General features: G+C 69.0%; 15 protein-coding genes. 7 read left to right on the forward strand and 8 right to left on the reverse strand.

What is annotated here, in order from left to right; translation table 11 throughout:
- Positions 1-42 precede the first annotated feature (42 nt).
- Both D7D52_RS10220 and D7D52_RS10225 read left to right on the forward strand, forming a co-directional pair.
- Positions 43-357 carry a hypothetical protein gene (locus D7D52_RS10220; RefSeq protein WP_162958256.1) on the forward strand — a complete coding sequence of 105 codons (315 nt, stop codon included), beginning with the start codon at positions 43-45 and terminating at the stop codon, positions 355-357.
- 17 nt (positions 358-374) lie between these two features.
- Positions 375-554, forward strand: a complete 180-nt coding sequence (locus D7D52_RS10225; protein WP_120736095.1) for a hypothetical protein — start codon at positions 375-377, stop codon at positions 552-554.
- Between the two features lie 410 nt (positions 555-964).
- On the opposite strand, the gene D7D52_RS39850 is transcribed toward D7D52_RS10225, so the two are convergent.
- Genes D7D52_RS39850 through D7D52_RS10235 form a run of 3 tightly spaced genes read right to left on the reverse strand, consistent with a single transcriptional unit; the run spans position 965 to position 2,731 of the window.
- Positions 965-1,099 carry a hypothetical protein gene (locus tag D7D52_RS39850; RefSeq protein WP_281279179.1) on the reverse strand — a complete coding sequence of 45 codons (135 nt, stop codon included), beginning with the start codon at positions 1,097-1,099 and terminating at the stop codon, positions 965-967.
- Positions 1,100-1,157: 58 nt separating this feature from the next.
- Positions 1,158-1,967 (reverse strand): DUF72 domain-containing protein, encoded by an 810-nt coding sequence (locus D7D52_RS10230; RefSeq protein WP_120736096.1) that lies wholly within the window; start codon positions 1,965-1,967, stop codon positions 1,158-1,160.
- A gap of 32 nt (positions 1,968-1,999) precedes the next feature.
- Complete coding sequence (locus D7D52_RS10235) at positions 2,000-2,731, reverse strand: spermidine synthase (RefSeq protein WP_120736097.1); 732 nt, start codon at positions 2,729-2,731, stop codon at positions 2,000-2,002.
- 430 nt (positions 2,732-3,161) lie between these two features.
- Here D7D52_RS10235 and D7D52_RS10240 point away from each other — a divergent pair, with 430 nt between their 5' ends.
- A complete protein-coding gene (locus D7D52_RS10240; RefSeq protein ID WP_162958257.1) occupies positions 3,162-3,983 on the forward strand; it encodes a BBE domain-containing protein in 822 nt (273 codons plus the stop codon).
- Between the two features lie 119 nt (positions 3,984-4,102).
- A complete protein-coding gene (locus D7D52_RS10245) occupies positions 4,103-5,557 on the forward strand; it encodes a flavin-containing monooxygenase (protein WP_120736099.1) in 1,455 nt (484 codons plus the stop codon).
- A 4-nt stretch (positions 5,558-5,561) separates the two neighbouring features.
- On the opposite strand, the gene efeB is transcribed toward D7D52_RS10245, so the two are convergent.
- The 3 genes from efeB to D7D52_RS10260 form a co-directional block, all read right to left on the reverse strand.
- Positions 5,562-6,797, reverse strand: coding sequence for an iron uptake transporter deferrochelatase/peroxidase subunit (gene efeB / locus D7D52_RS10250; RefSeq protein ID WP_120736100.1), 1,236 nt, complete (start codon positions 6,795-6,797; stop codon positions 5,562-5,564).
- A gap of 24 nt (positions 6,798-6,821) precedes the next feature.
- Positions 6,822-8,879, reverse strand: a complete 2,058-nt coding sequence (efeU, locus tag D7D52_RS10255) for an iron uptake transporter permease EfeU (protein ID WP_120736101.1) — start codon at positions 8,877-8,879, stop codon at positions 6,822-6,824.
- A gap of 103 nt (positions 8,880-8,982) precedes the next feature.
- Positions 8,983-9,471, reverse strand: coding sequence for a GtrA family protein (locus D7D52_RS10260; RefSeq protein WP_246023742.1), 489 nt, complete (start codon positions 9,469-9,471; stop codon positions 8,983-8,985).
- A gap of 232 nt (positions 9,472-9,703) precedes the next feature.
- Between D7D52_RS10260 and D7D52_RS10265 the strand changes: the two genes are divergently transcribed.
- Positions 9,704-11,908 carry a phosphocholine-specific phospholipase C gene (locus D7D52_RS10265; RefSeq protein WP_425464670.1) on the forward strand — a complete coding sequence of 735 codons (2,205 nt, stop codon included), beginning with the start codon at positions 9,704-9,706 and terminating at the stop codon, positions 11,906-11,908.
- A gap of 3 nt (positions 11,909-11,911) precedes the next feature.
- Here D7D52_RS10265 and D7D52_RS10270 read toward each other — a convergent pair whose 3' ends face one another.
- Both D7D52_RS10270 and ligD read right to left on the reverse strand, forming a co-directional pair.
- Positions 11,912-12,634: a hypothetical protein gene (locus tag D7D52_RS10270; RefSeq protein ID WP_120736104.1), complete on the reverse strand. Its 723-nt coding sequence runs from the start codon at positions 12,632-12,634 to the stop codon at positions 11,912-11,914.
- Between the two features lie 99 nt (positions 12,635-12,733).
- Positions 12,734-13,696, reverse strand: a complete 963-nt coding sequence (ligD, locus tag D7D52_RS10275; protein WP_246023744.1) for a non-homologous end-joining DNA ligase — start codon at positions 13,694-13,696, stop codon at positions 12,734-12,736.
- A gap of 117 nt (positions 13,697-13,813) precedes the next feature.
- Here ligD and D7D52_RS10280 point away from each other — a divergent pair, with 117 nt between their 5' ends.
- A complete protein-coding gene (locus D7D52_RS10280) occupies positions 13,814-15,418 on the forward strand; it encodes an adenylate/guanylate cyclase domain-containing protein (protein WP_120736106.1) in 1,605 nt (534 codons plus the stop codon).
- 143 nt (positions 15,419-15,561) lie between these two features.
- Positions 15,562-17,013 carry a nucleobase:cation symporter-2 family protein gene (locus D7D52_RS10285; RefSeq protein ID WP_246023746.1) on the forward strand — a complete coding sequence of 484 codons (1,452 nt, stop codon included), beginning with the start codon at positions 15,562-15,564 and terminating at the stop codon, positions 17,011-17,013.
- Positions 17,014-17,089: the final 76 nt, after the last annotated feature.

Below are 17,089 nucleotides of genomic sequence, written 5' to 3' on the forward strand. Positions count from 1 at the left end.
GTTACTCCGCGGCCGAACAACGAATCTGCTGCAATGGATCACGTGACTCGAAGACAGCGGTGGCTGCTCCTCGCCTTGTCGGCGCTCGGGACAGCGGCTGTCCTCATCTGCGCGCTGTACCTGCTCCCGCTCGGGCTCGCCCGGGACAGCAGAACACGCCTGACCACCGCTGCCCGTGTCGCGATTCCGATCGCGCTCGGTCTCGTGCCGTTCGCCAAATACCTGCTGGACCGCGCGAAACTTCGGGCGGACCAATTCCACGCCGCCATGGACAAACTGTTCGACCACAACCCCGACACTCGCGCCGATGCCGTCCGCGCTCTCGAGCAGATGCTGCGGTCGAACGCCTCGCAGTAACAGCCCTTTATTCCGCTGTGCACACCACGGACGATCCGACCGCTCGACGACTCATCGCCGCCGCCGCGGCCTACGGGCTGGACCGCATCAACACCCGGGTCGGCTGGTACATCACCCACGGGCACCTGACGCCCGACCGAGCCGCTGAGCTCGCCGTCGAACTCCACCGTCACCACCGCACTCCCGCTCAGAGCTGAACTGGCACAAGACCGGGACCGTCGGACGCCGCATCGTGCCAATGATCGAACCCGGCCATTCCAGCCCGATCCATGCGATCACCATCGGGCTGATCGAGCTCTACCACCGGACTCCGTAGCCACCGGGATCGCTGGAACGCACCCGTCGAATCGGGTGCCACGGAATTTGAAGCATGATAATTTCACTCGATCGGTGGGCCTGCGGGCACAGCCGACCCTGGTTCTCGGGAGTGTCGCGTTGACGCCGTTGACCGAACAGGTCAGTCCTTCCACGTCGACCGGGAGCGCGGGCTGTCCGCTGCCCAGCATTTCGGGTTAGCCGCCGGCGAGGAGCAGCTCGCAGGCCCCTACTTCGCGGGGGTGGGGTCGGCGTAGCCCGGGGCCGCGCGGGCATCGGGGGTCGCGAGCTGTCAGATGTCTTTGCGGTTGCTCGACGGCGGGTTTCCGGTGGTGAAGTCGGGGTCGGTGGGGCGGCCGGTGCGGCGTTTGAACAGCACCACGGCTCCGACCAGGATCACTAGGGCGACGATGATGAGAAGTTCCATGATCGGCGCATACCCGGTGGGGTGCGGGCTATTCGTGGGCGATCTCGGAATATGAGGTTTACCAGGGGGTTTCCCATTTTCCGACGGTTCTTTCGGGGTGGAGGGGGGCGAGAGTGCCGGGGGTTCGGGTGACGGGCCAGCCGGCGGTGCGGGCGAAGTCGGCGAAGCGGATCGCGTTGTGCAGGGCGGCGCCGTTGGGGTCGTTGTTGAAGTAGACGAAGATGTCCTGGTCGCGGTCCCAGGTGTCGCCGAGACGTTGGACCCAGTCGCGGAGCGGGGCGTCGTCGTACAGCGGGCGCGGATCGCTCGTGCCCTCGTGGAATCGCAGGTAGCCCCAATCGGCTGTGCGCCACAGCGGTGTCAGCGGCTGGTCGAGGCGATCCGCCCAGCACAGGGTGGCGGCGTGTGCTTTCAGCACGGCGCGAACCTCGTCGGTCCACCAGGTTTCGTGCCGCGGTTCGACGGCGACGCGCACGCCGGCGGGGATGGCGGCCAGCACCGCGTCCAGCCGCTCGGGCTCGGCGGGCAGGGTCGGCGGCAGTTGCAGGAGGAAGGGTCCCAGTTTGGGGCCCAGTCCGCGGGCCGCTTCGAGAGACCGTTCCAGCGGGATGTCGAAGTCGAGCAGCCGGCGGTAGTGGGTCAGTACCCGGCTGGCCTTCACCGCCATGACGAAGTCGTCCGGGGTTCGGGTCCGCCAGCTTTCGAAGGTCGTGGGTTTGACCGGTCGGTAGAAGGCCGCGTTCAACTCGACCGTGGCGAAGGATTGGGCGTAGTGCTCGAGCCACCGCCGCTGCCCGACGCCTTTCGGGTAGAACACCCCGCGCCAGTCCGCGTACTGCCAGCCGGAGGTGCCGACGAACAAGGTCATGGCTCGGCCATTCCCGCGAGCGAGCGCCGCAATCAGGCGCCGGTCGCCGAGACCCGTACCGGGGGGAATTCGTGTTCGGCCCGGTGGCGCAGGGCGTCGAGTGGCAGCGGGCTGCGGGCGGCGGCCAGGACCTGGTTGCCGGTGTAGCCGGCGAACACGTCACCGTCCAGCAGCGCCCGGTGCGGGAAAACCCGCTCGATGTGGTCGAGTCGGTGGCGGGTGCCGACCAGGTTCAGCAGGTAGATGCCTTCGGGCCGTAGCACTCTCGCCACCTGCGCGGTGAACTCCGCGCCCGTGATGCCCGCGGAGATCCGCAATCCCTCGTACGCGTCAGCGACCACCAGATCCATCGAGGCGGCGTCGACGCCGCCGAGTTCGGTCAGCCCGTCTCCGAGACGCAGTTCGACCCCGGGCAGCGACCGCAGGCCCAGCCGCTCGTCGACGAATTCCGCCAAAGCTGCGTCGGCCTCGACGACCAGCTGCCGCGAGCCGGGCCGCACCGCGGACAGATAGCGGGGAAAGGTGGCGCCGCCACCACCGATGTGCACGACGTCCAACGGCGCGTCCGCCGGTGCCAGCGCATCGACGACATAGCCCATGTAGCGGACGTATTCGAGTTCGAGATACGAGGGATCGTCGAGATCCACGTAGGACTGGGCGATCCCGTCCACGGTCAGCAACCAACCACCCGGCCGCTCGGGATCGGCCCGCAACTCCGCGACGCCGAACCGTACCTCCCGCACCCCGGCTACCGGTTCACCCACCGGTCACCCCCGCATCCTCGGATGATCCACTGCCCATCAGTCCATGATCCCAGGGCAGCGCGGCATCGCCTCGCCGCGACCGAACAGAGGCGGCGCCGAACCGCCCGCTTCCACCGCCGAGCTGCGCCGCGAGCCGAGGGCCCGAAAGACCCTCCCGCGCCGAATGACTCTCGGCCGCATGGCGTGCGGCACGCCCCGGCGTGTGCGGCGACTCGCCGTGGGTTCGGTCACGGTTGCCTGTGAATTGCCTTAGGTCAGGCTCGAACTCGTCCCATGACGCGGGTGCGTCGGCACAATGGGGGGAACGGTTCACCGGTGAGCTCGCCGGACATCGTGGCGAGCCGGCCGGTGCCGACGCCCGGGCAGGCGCGCATCCCTTGCCCGACAGGGTTTTTCAGCGAGTACGCCAGCTGGTGGGAACATGCGCGGAATGGAGTCGCGGGCGGCCGACGGCAGGTTCTCGCCCGCCGCGGTGGTGCGGGCCGCCGAGGCCGACGATGTCGTGGCCGCCGTGACGTTCGCCGCGGCGGGCGGGCACTCCTACGCGGGAGTCTCGACGGCGAGCGGCACCGTGATCATCGACGCCCAGGTCATCAGCGGCTGGTCGGGCTGGCTGACCGCCGCCGACCGGTCGCAGTGGGCCGACGTCAGCGTCGACGCCGACGGCAACGGCAGCCTCGACTGCTGGACGCAGCTGATCTGCCCGGCCGGCACCGGCGACTCCGCGGCCGCGGAACTCACCGATGCCATCGGCCTGCGCCCGCTGACCCTGGACACCCAGACCCTCGACCATATGGACGCGGTCACCGCGCTGGCCGGCGGCAGCCCCACCTCCCCGCGCGCGAGCTTCACCAATGGCTCCGACGTCGTCACCGAGCTCACCTCCGACGCGATCGGCCGCATCCTCGAGGCGCTCACCACCTTCTCCCGCGCGGGCGGCACCGGCTGGGTCCAGATCAACACCCTCGACGGCGCGATCCGCGACACCAGCCCCGACGCGGCCGCCTTCCCGTGGCGTTCGCACGCCGCCCTCGTGGAATGGGGCGCCTACCAACCTATTTCGCACGAGGTCGCGCTGGCGTGGGTCACGGCCGCCCACCGGCTCTTCGCCCCGGTGTCGGCGGGCGCCTACATCAACTACCTCGAACCCGGCGACGCGCTGTCGCGCTATTACGGCGGCAACTACTCCCGACTGGCAGCGCTGCGGCGCAGCATCGACCCCGGCGCTCGGATTCGTACCGTGCTGACCTGACCACACAGCAGTCGAAGAACGCACCCGGCCGGGCCGCGCACCCCGGCCGATTGACACCTGCCTCCCATTGAAATACCGTCGGTTTTTGAGTTCTCGGAGTATCCAACAAGGAGGTTGGGATGGGTGCGGTGCGGCGGCCTCGCATTGTGATCATCGGGGCCGGAGTGTCCGGCATCGCCAGCGCTGTCACCTTGCGTCGCAACGGTTTCGACGACTTCGTGATCCTGGAAAAGGGATCCGACGTCGGCGGGGTGTGGCATTGGAACCGCTATCCGGGCCTGACCTGCGATGTGCCGTCGCAGCTGTATCAGTTCGGGTTCGCGCCCAAGCCGGACTGGTCACAGGTGTTCGCTCCGGGACCGGAAATCCAGCGCTACCTCGCCGACGTGGTCGACCGGCAGGGACTGCGGGCGCACGTGCGGGTGAATGCGGAGGTCGTGGCGGCCACATTCACAGGCTCCGGGTGGATCGTCGAGACCGGGGACGGCACCCGGTACGAAGCCGACTTCGTCATCGCGGCCACCGGCGTCCTGCACCATCCGGCGGTGCCCAACCTGCCGGGCCTGTCGGAGTTCACCGGGGACGTGGTGCACACCGCGCGCTGGGACGATGCGGTCGTGACCAAGGACAAGCGCATCGCGGTCATCGGCACGGGATCCACCGGCGTACAGGTGGTTTCGGCATTGCAGCGCGAGGCCACGCACCTCACCCACTTCGTGCGCAGCCCGCAATGGGTGATCTGGGCTCCCATGCGGATTCCGCAGCCGAAGGTCGTCGGCGCGGTGCTGAACCAGCTGCCGCAGCTGAACCGCGCGCTCTACCAGGCCGGTATGCAAGGGGCCAGGCTGTTCACCGATGTGGTGACCCAGCCGAGCTGGCGGCGGCGCGTGGTGCAGAACTACGCCAAGCTCAGCCTCCGCGCCCAGGTGCTGGAACCCGAACTGCGCCAACAGCTCACGCCCGACTACGAGCCGCTGTGCAAGCGCCAGGTGCTCTCGGGCACCTACTACCGCGCCCTGCGCGCCCGCAATACCGAGCTGGTCACCGAGGCCATCACGGAGGTGACGCCGACCGGTATACGCACCGCCGACGGCCGCCACCACGCGCTGGACGTGATCGTGCTGGCCACCGGCTTCCGCGCCCACGACTACATGCGGCCGATGAATCTGGTTGGCCGCGACGGCCTCTCGATCGACGACGCCTGGGCCAAGGGACCGCGCGCCTACCGCATGACCGCGATCCCCGGCTTCCCCAACCTGTTCACGGTGCTGGGACCGCACTCCCCCACCGGTTCCATTCCGCTGCATCATGCCGCCGAGGTCACCGCCCGCTACATCACGCGCTGGATTCAGCGGTGGAGCACAGGCGAATTCGACACCGTCGAGGTCACCGCCGACGCCACCGATCGCTTCGAGTCCGAGGTCGCCGACGCCATGGGCCCGACGGTCTGGAACACCGGCTGCAATTCCTGGTACTTCACCGAGGGCGGCTCGATCGACCTGCTTCCGTTCGATCGCGCGACCATGGAATCCATGCTCGCCGAACCGGATCCAGCCGACTTCACCCTGCGCTAGCGGCTCAGCTCAGCAATCCGCGTGCGTACCAGTCCTTCTCGTCGACGACGCCGGGCAGCACGAAGAAGTAGCCGCCGCCGAACGGCTGCACGTAGTCGGTGAGCGGCTCCCCGGCCAGTCGATCCTGGATGGTCTCGAACTGGCGCTGAATGTCCTGCTGGAAGCAGGTGAAGATATGGCCGGTGGCGAGATTGCCGTTCGCGTCGACCCCGAGGTCGTAGTTGTAGGACCGGCGCAGCAGTTGCTGATCGGCGGTCTCGGGGGTGCGCGGATTGGCCAGCCGAATGTGCGCGTCCTTGGGGATGACGGCGGCGTCCGGGTCGGCCGCGTAGTTGGGAATGTCGAATTCCTTGCTGCCGTCCAGCGGCGCACCGGATTCGCGGCGGCGGCCGAACATGTTCTCCTGCTCGGCGATCGCGACCCGATCCCAGAACTCGACGAGCATCCGGATCAACCGGACCACCTGGTAGCTGCCGCCCTTGGTCCAAGCCGGTTCGCCCGAGCCGTCGACCCACACCAGCGACGCGGCGTCGCCGCCGGTCGGATTGGCGGTGCCGTCCTTGAAACCGAGCAGGTTGCGGCCGGTGCCGGACGGGCGCGGCGGCGAGTTGTAACCCTGGATCTTCCACCGCAATTGGAGCCCGCCCCGGGTATGGCGGGTGATGTCGCGAATGGCGTGGTGCACGGTGTCCTGATTGTGGCCGCACAGCTGCAGCAGCAGGTCGCCGTGCATCCAGGCGGGGTCCGGAGAGTCGTCGGGGAAGGTCCGCATCGGGGTCAGGTGCGCGGGCTTGCGGTCGGCGAGCCCGAACCGCTGATCGAACAGGCTCGCCCCGACCCCGGTGGTGACGGTGAGTCCGTCGGCGGGGATGTCGGGTCCGAGCACCGCGCTGTCGGCGGGCGGATAGCTGGGGCCCAGATCCTGCGGCGCGCCACCGGTACTCAGCGCGCGGGCACGCGCGGTGAGCGTCTTCATCAGGTCGGTGAACTCCGCCTTGGTGGCGGCGGTCACGTCGAATGCCACGAAGCAGGAGGCGTTCTGGCGATCGGCCGGCGCGGGCGTGAGGATGCCCGCCTGATGCTCACCGTGGAACGGATACGACGACTTCGGGGCGGATTGCCCGTTCGAGGCGGCGGCGGCGTCCACGCGGGCGCCCTCGGCGAGGACGCCCGCGGTGAGGGCGGTTCCGGCCGCGCCCACGGCGGCGCCGGAGAGAAAACGGCGGCGGCTGACAGTCATATGAGGTGTCCTTGGGTCCGAGAGTCAGTTCGCTTTGGTTTCCAGCAGCCGCGGCACCCGGGCCAGGGCTTCCAGCGCGCCGCCGAGCGCGGCGTTCACCGCCCGCCGCGCGGCCGGCGGCGTCTGCGCGGGCGCCCGCCAGTGGCCGTTGTCCTGGGTGGCCAGCAGGGCGGTGCGCAGTCCGTCGAGGGCGCTCGCGAGGTGCGGCCGCAGCTGCGGATCGCGGTCGTCGAGCGGGACGGCGAGCTGATCGAGCACGCTGCGCGTGACCTCGACATCGGCCAGCGTCATCGGGTAGGCCGCGCCCGCGCCCAGATCGTCGAGCCCCGAAAGATGGTCGCGCAGCGCGTCTTCCAGGATCTCGTGGGCGCGCACCGGCAGGGCGGCCGGATCACCGGCGATATCGGTGCTGGTCAGGTTGTCGCCGATGGCGGCGATATCGGCGCCGAGCTTGTCGAGCACCGGCACCAGCTGCTCGGGACCCTGACCGTGCCACAGGCCGTACTCGAGCCGGTGCATACCGGTGAAGCCCTTGTCCTGCACGCCGTCGGGCAGACCGTTGGGCAGGCCGTCCACGGCGGTCCCGGCGTCGCCGAAGCTGTTGTAGGACGCGCCGACCCGCTCCCACTCCTGCTGCGCGAGCAGCCAATCGGCCTGCGCCGCGGGGATATCGCGGGCCCGCACATCCCGGCCGACCGCCCCGAGCGCGGTGGTGAGACGGCCCAGCACCTGCCGCACATACGCCTGGTAGGCGTCGTTGGGCCCGCGAAGTTCGCTGGCCCGAGCGGGTTTGAACGTCTGGGGCGCATCGGTCTGCGCGCCGCTGGCCCGCACCCGCTGCGAGGACAACTGTGGGCTGCCCGCGAACAGGCAGACGATGGTGTAGCTGCCCGGATTCAAGGTGGCGATCAGGTCGGCGGTGGTGGCGGGACCGATGTTCTCGATCTCACCGGCCACCGCGCCGTCCGCGTCGACCAGATCGATCTCGCCGGACTTGGCGGACTTGTTGTGCACCGAGATGGTCTGGGTGCCGGTGCTCGCGGAGGTCCATTCCGGCGCACAGGAATCCGCGGTCACCGTGACGGCGCTGGAGTTCGAGGCGCCGGCGGGCAGCAGGGCGATGGCGGTCGCGGCGGCCAGCACCGGCACCAGGACCAGGACCGCGCCGACCAGGACCGGGCGGGGACCGGCGATCCGCTCCCACCAATCGGCGTGCGCGGCTTCGGTTTCCGGCGCGGCGGCGGGCGCGGCCGGCGCGGGCGCCTTGCCGGCGCGGATGAACAGCGGAATCACGGTGGCCAGGTAGGCGATCCAGGCGACGACCTGCAGCACGGTCATTTTCGGCGCGAGCTCGGTGATGCCGGTGAACAGCGACACCCACCACGAGTTCGGGTCGAGGTGGGCGGTGAGGTCGAAGGCGATCCAGCGCGCGCCCGGCAGCCAGCCCGCCTCCTGCAGATCGCCGAGGCCGTAGGCGAGCACGCCGGCGGCGATCACGATGAGCAGGATGGCCGTGCGGTTGAAGAAGACACCGAGGTTCAGCCGCACCGACTGCCGAAACAGCAACCAGCACAGCGCGATCGCGAGAATCAGGCCGAGGGCCGCGCCGACCAGGGGCGCGGCGGTCGAGCCCGCGGCCTTGATGGCGGTCCACACGAACAGCGTGGTCTCGAGCCCCTCGCGCCCGACGGCCAGGAAGGCCGTCACCGCGAGCACGCCCGCGCCGAGTCCGGCGGCGCGCGCGACTTCGCCCCGCAGTTGCCCCGACAGGGTGGCCCCGGTGCGGCGCATCCAGAAGATCATGGCGGTGACCAATCCCACCGCGAGCACGCTCAGCACGCCCGCGACGGCCGCCCGCGCCGAACTGGTCAGCACGGCGGTCGAATAGGTCAGGACCGCGGCGAAGCTGCCCGCCACCGACACCGCCCCGAGCAGACCCAGCCATACGGGCGTGGTCGACACCGGCCGCTCGGGGGTGGAGAGTCTGCGGACGGCGGCCAGCAGGATGGTCACCACGAGTCCCGCCTCGAGGCCCTCCCGCAGGCAGATCAGCAGATTGGGCACGGCATCGGCAACACTCACGCATGCCAAGGTAAGCCATACCTATATCCGGGTCCAGTCGGCCCAGGCCGAGTGCCGCCGAAGCGTTATCGCTGGTAGTCCGGTGTGAACTTACTGTGAAGAATCAGTGGTCCGGGTCTGGCGGACGCCGGTTGCGGAAGACGATCCAACGCATCGAGGAGTACATGAACAGGCCCTCACCGAGGCCGCCGAGTACGCGGGCCAGCCGGTAGTCGAGCCCGAGCGCGGCCACCCCGCTGGTCACGCCGAGGATGAACACCAGGTAATTGACCACGACCACAACCACATACAGCGCGACCTGCGGACCGACCGCCCCGTGCGATTCGAAGTTGAGCGTGCGATTGAGCAGATAGCTCAGCCCGAATGCCGTGCAGTAGCCCGCGGTCACGGCGATCGGCAAGGCGACCACTCCGTGCAGGGCGGTGAGCATGGAAAGGTCGGTGGCGAAGGTGAATCCGCTCACCAGCAGGTATCCGACGAAGGTCGGGGGGACGTGCCGGCGCAGCCGTGCGGGCAGCAGCGCGACCACCCCGTCGCACACCCGATGAAACCCGCGTACCGCCCACGGCGCGGATCGTTCACTCTCGCGCACCGTTTCGCTCCGCACCCGACCACGGTGACATCGCCACATGACCCCGAGATGATCATTTGACCAATTTCATGGGGCGAGTGCCGGTAGCGTCTCCCGCGCCGCGCAGGCTGGGAACGGACCGACGAATCGGAGAGTGCTGATGGGACGTGGATTCGCCAGGACGAATCGGCGAACGGTGCTGGGATCGATGCTGGCCGCGGGCGCCGCCGGGGTGACCGGACTGCCCGAGGGGATGGCAGAGGCACTGGCGGAGCCGGGACGTTCGGGCTCGCTGGATCAGGTGCAGCACGTCGTGATCCTGATGCAGGAGAACCGGTCCTTCGACCACTACTTCGGAACCATGAGCGGCGTCCGGGGTTTCGGCGACAAGCGGGCGGTGCGGCTGCCCGCCGGCGGCTACGACCCGGTTCTGCAGGCGGCCATGGACACCGCGGTCGGGGGCGGCCTAGGCGTCGATCTGGGCAGCGGGTCGGCGGGCACCGGCAGCGCCAGTGGATCGGCCAGCGGCAGCGGGTCCGGCAGCGGGTCGGGCAGCGGCTCCGGGTCCGGCAGCGGGTCCCCCGGTGGCGAGCGGGATGCCTTCCATCAGCCGGATGCGTTCAGCAGCACCGGATTCCTGCTGCCCTGGCATGTGGACACCACCCGCGTGGACGGTCAGGACCTCGGGGATCTGGCGCACGACTGGAACACCACGCACCTGGCGTGGGCGGACGGCGCGTATCACTCGTGGATCGCGGCCAAGTCCAAGATGACCATGGGCTATTTCACCGAGACCGACATTCCGTTCCATCGCGCGCTGGCCGCCGCGTTCACCGTCTGCGATCACTATTTCTGCTCGATCCAGGGCCCCACCACACCGAATCGGCTGTACCACTGGACCGGAACCATCGATCCGGCCGGCCGCGCGGGCGGCCCCGCGGTGTCCAATCCGCCGGACTATCGGCCCGCGTTCAGCTGGACCACCTATCCCGAACGCCTGCAGCAGGCGGGCATCTCGTGGCAGGTGTACGCCGACAATCACAGCGGCGGTGACTTTCTCGCGGACTTCGGCGACAACCCGCTGTGGCTGTTCCACGCCTTCCACGACGCCGCGAGCTCACCCGATCCCGCCGTCCGGCAGCTGGCCGACCGCGCCGGGGTGACCGCTGTCGGCATGACGCCCGCCCCCGCCGGAATCGACGGCACGGACGTGGATTACGTGCTGCAACGGTTCATTGCCGATTGCGCGGCCGGCACCCTGCCGCAGGTGTCGTGGGTGGTCGCTCCCGCCGGCTACTCCGAGCATCCGGCCTTCCGTCCCGCCGACGGCGCCGCCTACATCCAGCGGGTGCTGCGCGCGCTGTGGGACAACCCGAAACTGTGGGAATCGACTGTCCTACTGGTCAATTACGACGAGAACGACGGCTTCTTCGATCACGTGGTGCCGCCGACCGCGCCGCCCGGCACCCCCGACGAGATCCTGCCGTCGCTCGAGATCACCGGCACCGACCTGAATTCCGGCTCGGCCACCCTGGGCCTGTCCTCGGGTTCGGCGGGTCTGGACACGCTGATCAGCCGGGCCGGGGCGCTGCTGGGCGGGCAGTCGCCGATCGGACTGGGACCGCGGGTGCCGATGCTGGTCATCTCGCCGTGGAGCCGCGGCGGCTGGGTGAATTCCCAAGTGTTCGACCATACTTCGGTGCTGCGGTTCCTCGAGCAGTGGACCGGCGTGGTCGAGCCGAATATCTCGGCGTGGCGGCGCGCGGTGTGCGGTGACCTCACCAGCTGTTTCGATTTCGGCACGCGCGACACCAGCATTCCCACCCTGCCGGACGCGAACGCCGAACGCGCCCGCGCCGCCGGGCAGAAGAACCTGCCCAAACCGACACCGCCCAGTCCTGCCGGACAGCAGATTCCGGTGCAGGACGGCGGCCGGGCCAAGGCGCGTCCGCTGCCGTATCAGCCGGCGGCCTGGCTGGAGGTGGCGGGATCGACGGCGACGGTGCGGTTCGGCAATCAGGGCACGGCCGCCGTCGCCTTCCAAACCTTTGCCTACCATGACAATTCGATCCGGCAGACGGTGGTCGCGCCGGGCGGCAGCGCTCAGGAGCGCTTCCAGCTGGGCGGGTCGTACGATTTCGCGATCCATGCGGCCAACGGCTTCCTGGTGCAGTGCTCCGGCGGCGCCGACAGCGCGACGCTCACCGCGAGCGCGGCGGTCGGCGGCAGCGCGGGCTCACCGAGTTTCGTTGTCACCGTGGTCAATTCCGGCACCTCGGCGGTGACCGTGGACGCGGGTGGCTCGCACGTCACGATCGACGCCGGCGGCCGCCACGACATCACCGCGCCCCTCGACGCGGGCTGGTACGACCTGACCGTGTCGGCCACCGGAAACACCAACTGGCGCAGGCATTTCGCCGGTCATCTGGAGAACGGGAACGCCAGCAGCACCGTCTGACCCTCACGCGCCGAAGGCAGCGGCCCGCCATTCGGGCAGCGCATCGGGATCGGCGCGCAGGTATTTCAGCGACTGTTTCATGTACACGCGGGGATTCGTGTCGAGGTGGCGGGCCCACACCGGTTTCGGATCCCCGCGCATGACGCTCCAGCAGGCCAGCGCATAGCCGTACAGCGGCTGCGACAGATAGCCCAGCCGGTGATACCGCCAGCCGCCGCTGTGCTGCGAGAACTGGAATGCCGCATTGGCATTGAAGACGCCGAGGCCCAGGAACACCGTCGTCAGATCGGTGACCTGTTCGCCGTCGTGCCGGCCCGGATCGATGCGCCGCTCCCCCAGCAGCCGTTCGTGCGCCAGCTCGTGGGCGATGGTCGCGACCAGGGTGACCGGGGTCCGCAGCCGCGAGAGATTCAGCGACACCACCGCGCGCCCGTGCTCGAGCCGATAGTGCCCGGCTTCCCCATCCCGGGGGCGTTCCAGGAAGGCGAGCTGATCCGGCAGCTCGTCGCCCGAATCGAATTCCACCACAATGCGATCCGGGGCGACGCCCATGTATCCGGCCACCCGCTCGACCACGGCAAGCACGTCCACTTCGGTGCCGGCGTAAGTGCCGGGAAAATAATCGGAGGTCGGCAGGATCACCGGCGCGCGCAGGCTGCGCGTCCCGAATTCGGCGGCGCACCAGCGCAGCATCTCCTCGACCCAGAGTCGCTCCAACTCATCCACCGGAGGACGGGGCCGAAATAATCCCATGCCGCATTATGTCCCCGGGACGGCACGAGCGCGCCCCGACGAGGGCCGTGACGTTCACCGCGGGCGACGAGGTCAGTCGGTGTCCTCGTCGAGGTCGACGTCGATCTTGTCGCGGTCGGCCCATTCCAGCAGTGGTTCGATGTCGAAGACCGCGGCGTCCATGCCGGCGTGCAGGTCCCCCAGGTCGGCGTAGCGGGCGGGGACGGTTTTCATGGTGAAGTCGGCGGGGTGGATGTCGGGAATCTCGTTCCAGCGCACCGGAGTCGAGACGGTGGCCGCCGGGACGCCGCGCACGGAGTAGGCGGCGGCGATGGTGTGGTCGCGGGCGTTCTGGTTGTAGTCGACGAACAGCTGGGCCGGATCGCGATCCTTGCGCCACCACGCGGCGGTGACATCCCGCGGGGCGCGGCGTTCGACCTCGTGGGCGAAGGCGAGGGCGGCGCGGCGCACCTCCTGGAAGCCGAAGTCCGGCGCGATGCGGACGTAGACGTGTAATCCCTTGCCGCCGGAGGTTTTCGGCCAGCCGACCGCGCCCAGTTCGTCGAGCACCTCGTGCACCACCCCGGCCACCCGCTGCACCCGTGACCACGGGCAGTCCGGCATGGGGTCGAGGTCGATGCGCCATTCGTCGGGCCGTTCGGTGTCGAAGCGGCGCGAGTTCCAGGGATGGAATTCGACGGTCGACATCTGCACGGCCCAGATCACGTCGGCCAGCTTCTCCACGCAGACCTCGTCCGCGGTGCGGCCGTAGCGCGGGAAGTACAGCTCGACGGTCGGGATCCAGTCGGGCGCGCCGCCGGGAATCCGCTTCTGGTGCACCTTGCCGCCGGGCAGGCCCTTCGGGAAGCGATGCAGCATGCAGGGCCGGTCCCGCAGCGCGTTGACGATTCCGTCGCCGACGCTCAGGTAGTAGTTCACCAGGTCGAGCTTGGTCGCCCCGGTCTCCGGGAAGTACACACGGTCGGGATTGGACACGCGCACCGTATGCTCGCCGACCGCCACCTCGACCGCCGGCGTCGCTGACTTGCTGGCCACCCGTCCGACGGTAATCCGCCTACGCCCCGAGCGCAGGGCACAACACCCGTTTTCAGAACACGTGATAATTCTGGGCCGGTGCCGGGTTCCGGTTCGCATACCGCCTACGCTGCGACTATGGCCGATGACGAGGTCACGACCGACGCGCTGGGACCCTCACCCTGGGGGTCCCGGTTGCTGGGGCCCGCCGGGGAGCAGGCTCGTACCCAGCGGCTGCGGGTGCAGCTCTTGATCACGCTCGGGATCGTCGTGGCCAACCTGGCCGGGATGGCCGTGGCCACCGCGCTGATCGCGTTCGTGCTGCCGGGGCCGGCGTTGCTCGATCGGGATCTGCTGGTCCTGGATTTCGTGGCCGTCCCGGTGGTCGCGGGCGTGGCGCTGGCCATCGGATTGTGGTGGGGCACCGTCTACGGATTGCGGACCCTGTACTGGTCACGCGATCCGGAGCGGGTGCCGACCGGGCCCGAACAGGCGGCGACCGCGGCCGTCCCGCGCAAATTGGTGCTCTCGCAGGCCATGCTGTGGACCGCCGGACTGGCGGTGCTGACTCCCCTGTACGCCCGGGTGGATCCGACCTTCGTGCCGAAGTTGTTGCTGGGCTTCGGGTTCAGCGCCATCGTGGTGTGCGTCAACAGCTATCTGATCGCGGAGTTCGCGTTGCGGCCGATCACGGCCCGGGTGCTGGAGGCCGCGCCGTCGCGGCCGCGGCGCGGGCTCGGCGTGTTCGGCCGCACGGTGGTGATCTGGATTTTGGGCACGGGTGTGCCGGTGGCGCTGCTGATGTCGGTGGCCGTGCTGATCCTGGCGGGCTGGCAGGCCAGCGGTGAGCGGCTGGCGGTGGTGGTGCTGGCGCTGGGTGGCGCGACGCTGGTCTTCGGGCTGCTGCTCATGGTGCTGACGCTGTCGGCGACGGTCGCCCCGATCCGGGCGGTGCGCACCGCCATGCGCCGGGTCGAGGACGGCGATCTGCGGGTGGCGGTCACCGTCTATGACGGCAGCGAATTGGGGCAGCTGCAAAGCGGTTTCAACCATATGGTGTCGGGGCTGCGGGAGCGCGAGAAGATGCGCGACCTGTTCGGCCGCCACGTCGGGCACGATGTCGCGGCGGTGGCGTTGACCCGGGAGCCCGAGCTGGGCGGCACCGAATGCGAGGCCGCGGCGCTGTTCATCGACATCATCGGCTCCACCACGCTCGCCGCCACGCGCCCGGCGGCCGAGATCGTCGCCATCCTCAACGATTTCTTCACCATCGTGGTCGACGAGGTGGAGGACTGCGGCGGGCTGATCAACAAATTCGAAGGCGATGCCGCGCTGGCCGTATTCGGCGCTCCCGCACCGCATTCCGACGCGGCGGGGGCCGCGTTGATCGCCGCGCGCAATATTCGACATCGCCTGCTGCACGCAGACACCGAATTCGACGCGGGCATCGGGGTGGCGGCGGGCCGGGTGATCGCGGGCAATGTCGGTTCGGCGCGCCGCTACGAATTCACCGTCATCGGCGATGCGGTCAACGAGGCGGCCCGGCTGTGCGAGCTGGCCAAGAACGACGAGCTACGGGTCTTGACGTCGGCGACCACCATTGCCGCCGCCGCGACCCGCGAGCAGATCCATTGGCGGCTGGGCGAATCGGTGACCCTGCGGGGCCGCACCCGTCCGACCAGGCTGGCACGGCCGCGCAGCCCGGATCGGGTGGCGGGAGTTCACGCGCAGCGAACTCTGTAGGAAAATACGAATACGACCGGTAGGCACGCCGATTCGGCTGGACAATCGAACAATCTGCTGCGAGGCGGGTATTTCCTCCGCCATTATTCGGGTCGTGGTCGCGGCCTGCCTGGCCGACGCTCACGTGTTCCAGGAGGCTTCTCATGCATATGCGCTTTTCGCGCCCCTCCCGCAAACCCGATCTCGGCGATGCCGACACCGTCCCGAAACCCCCGCCGCATCCCGTCGACGAAGTCCCGCCGCCGCCCCGGCTGGCGCTGCTGGGCCTGCAGCACCTGGCGATCATGTACGCCGGCGCGGTCGCGGTGCCGCTGCTGGTCGGCGGGGCGCTGAAACTCAGTACCCACACCATCGGCCTGCTCGTCAATGCCGATCTGCTGGTGTCGGGCATCGTCACCGTCATCCAGGCCGTGGGCATCGGCAAGATCCTCGGTGTCCGGCTGCCGGTGGTCGCGGGCGCGACCTTCACCGTGGTCTCGCCCATGATCCTGATCGCGCAGGAGTTCGGCGGCGGTGAGGCCGGGCTGCCGACGGTGTACGGCGCGATTCTGGTGTCCGGCGTGTTCGGCCTGCTCATCGCGCGCTTCTTCGCCACCGTGGTGCGGTTCTTCCCGCCCCTGGTGTCGGGCTGCGTCATCTGTGTGATCGGGCTGTCGCTCATCGGCGCGGATGCCGGGCTGATCGCCGGCGACGATCCGAAATCGGCCGACTACGGCCAGATTTCGCATATCGCGCTGGCGGGGCTGGTGATCGCGTTGATCGTGGTGATCCACCGCTTCGCGCGCGGGTTGATCAGTCAGCTGGCGGTGTTGATCAGCATGGCGATCGGCACGCTGGTGGCGGTGCCCATGCATCTGGTCGACATGTCGAATGTGGGCAGTTCCGCCTGGTTCGGCATCTCCAAGCCGTTCCTGTTCGGCGCGCCCGAGTTCCATATCGGCGCGATCATCTCCATGTGCGTGGTCATGCTGGTGACCTTCACCGAGTCCACCGCCGATATGGTCGCCGTCGCCGAAATGGTCGACAAGGAACTGGAACCCGCCGATCTGTCGCGCGGCCTCGCCGCCGACGGCCTGTCCGCGGTGCTGGCCGGATTCATGAACTCCTTCCCCGACACGGCGTTCGCCGAGAACGTCGGGCTGGTCGGGTTGACCGGGGTGCGCAGCCGGTGGGTGGTCGCGGCGTGCGGCGGCATGCTGGTGGCGCTGGGCCTGGTGCCCAAGGTGGGCAGTGTGGTTGCGGCGCTGCCGGGTCCGGTGGTCGGCGGGGCGGCCACGGTCATGTTCGCCATGGTGACGGCGGTCGGGCTGCGGGTGCTGCACAAGGTCCAGTTCGAAGGGACCAACAATATGCTGATCATCGCGGTCACCCTGTCGGTGGCGCTGCTGCCGGCGGTGGCGCCGAACATCTACACCAAGTTCCCGACCAACTTCCAGATGATCGCCAGTAGTCCGATCACCTCGGCGGTGATCGTAGTGTTCGTGCTGAATCTGGTGTTCAACCACTGGGGTGCCGGCACACGGCGTGAGGTCACGGCCCCGCCACACACGGATAGCCCTGCGGACGATATCGGTTCGCGTCGACCGGTTGAGTAGCGCAGGCGATTGACTGGGGCATGCTGTCTCACTACCTTGAGTGGGACAGCATGTCTCATACTCGTTCGGCGAGGGG

The sequence above is a fragment of the Nocardia yunnanensis genome (assembly GCF_003626895.1).
Taxonomy (GTDB): domain Bacteria; phylum Actinomycetota; class Actinomycetes; order Mycobacteriales; family Mycobacteriaceae; genus Nocardia; species Nocardia yunnanensis.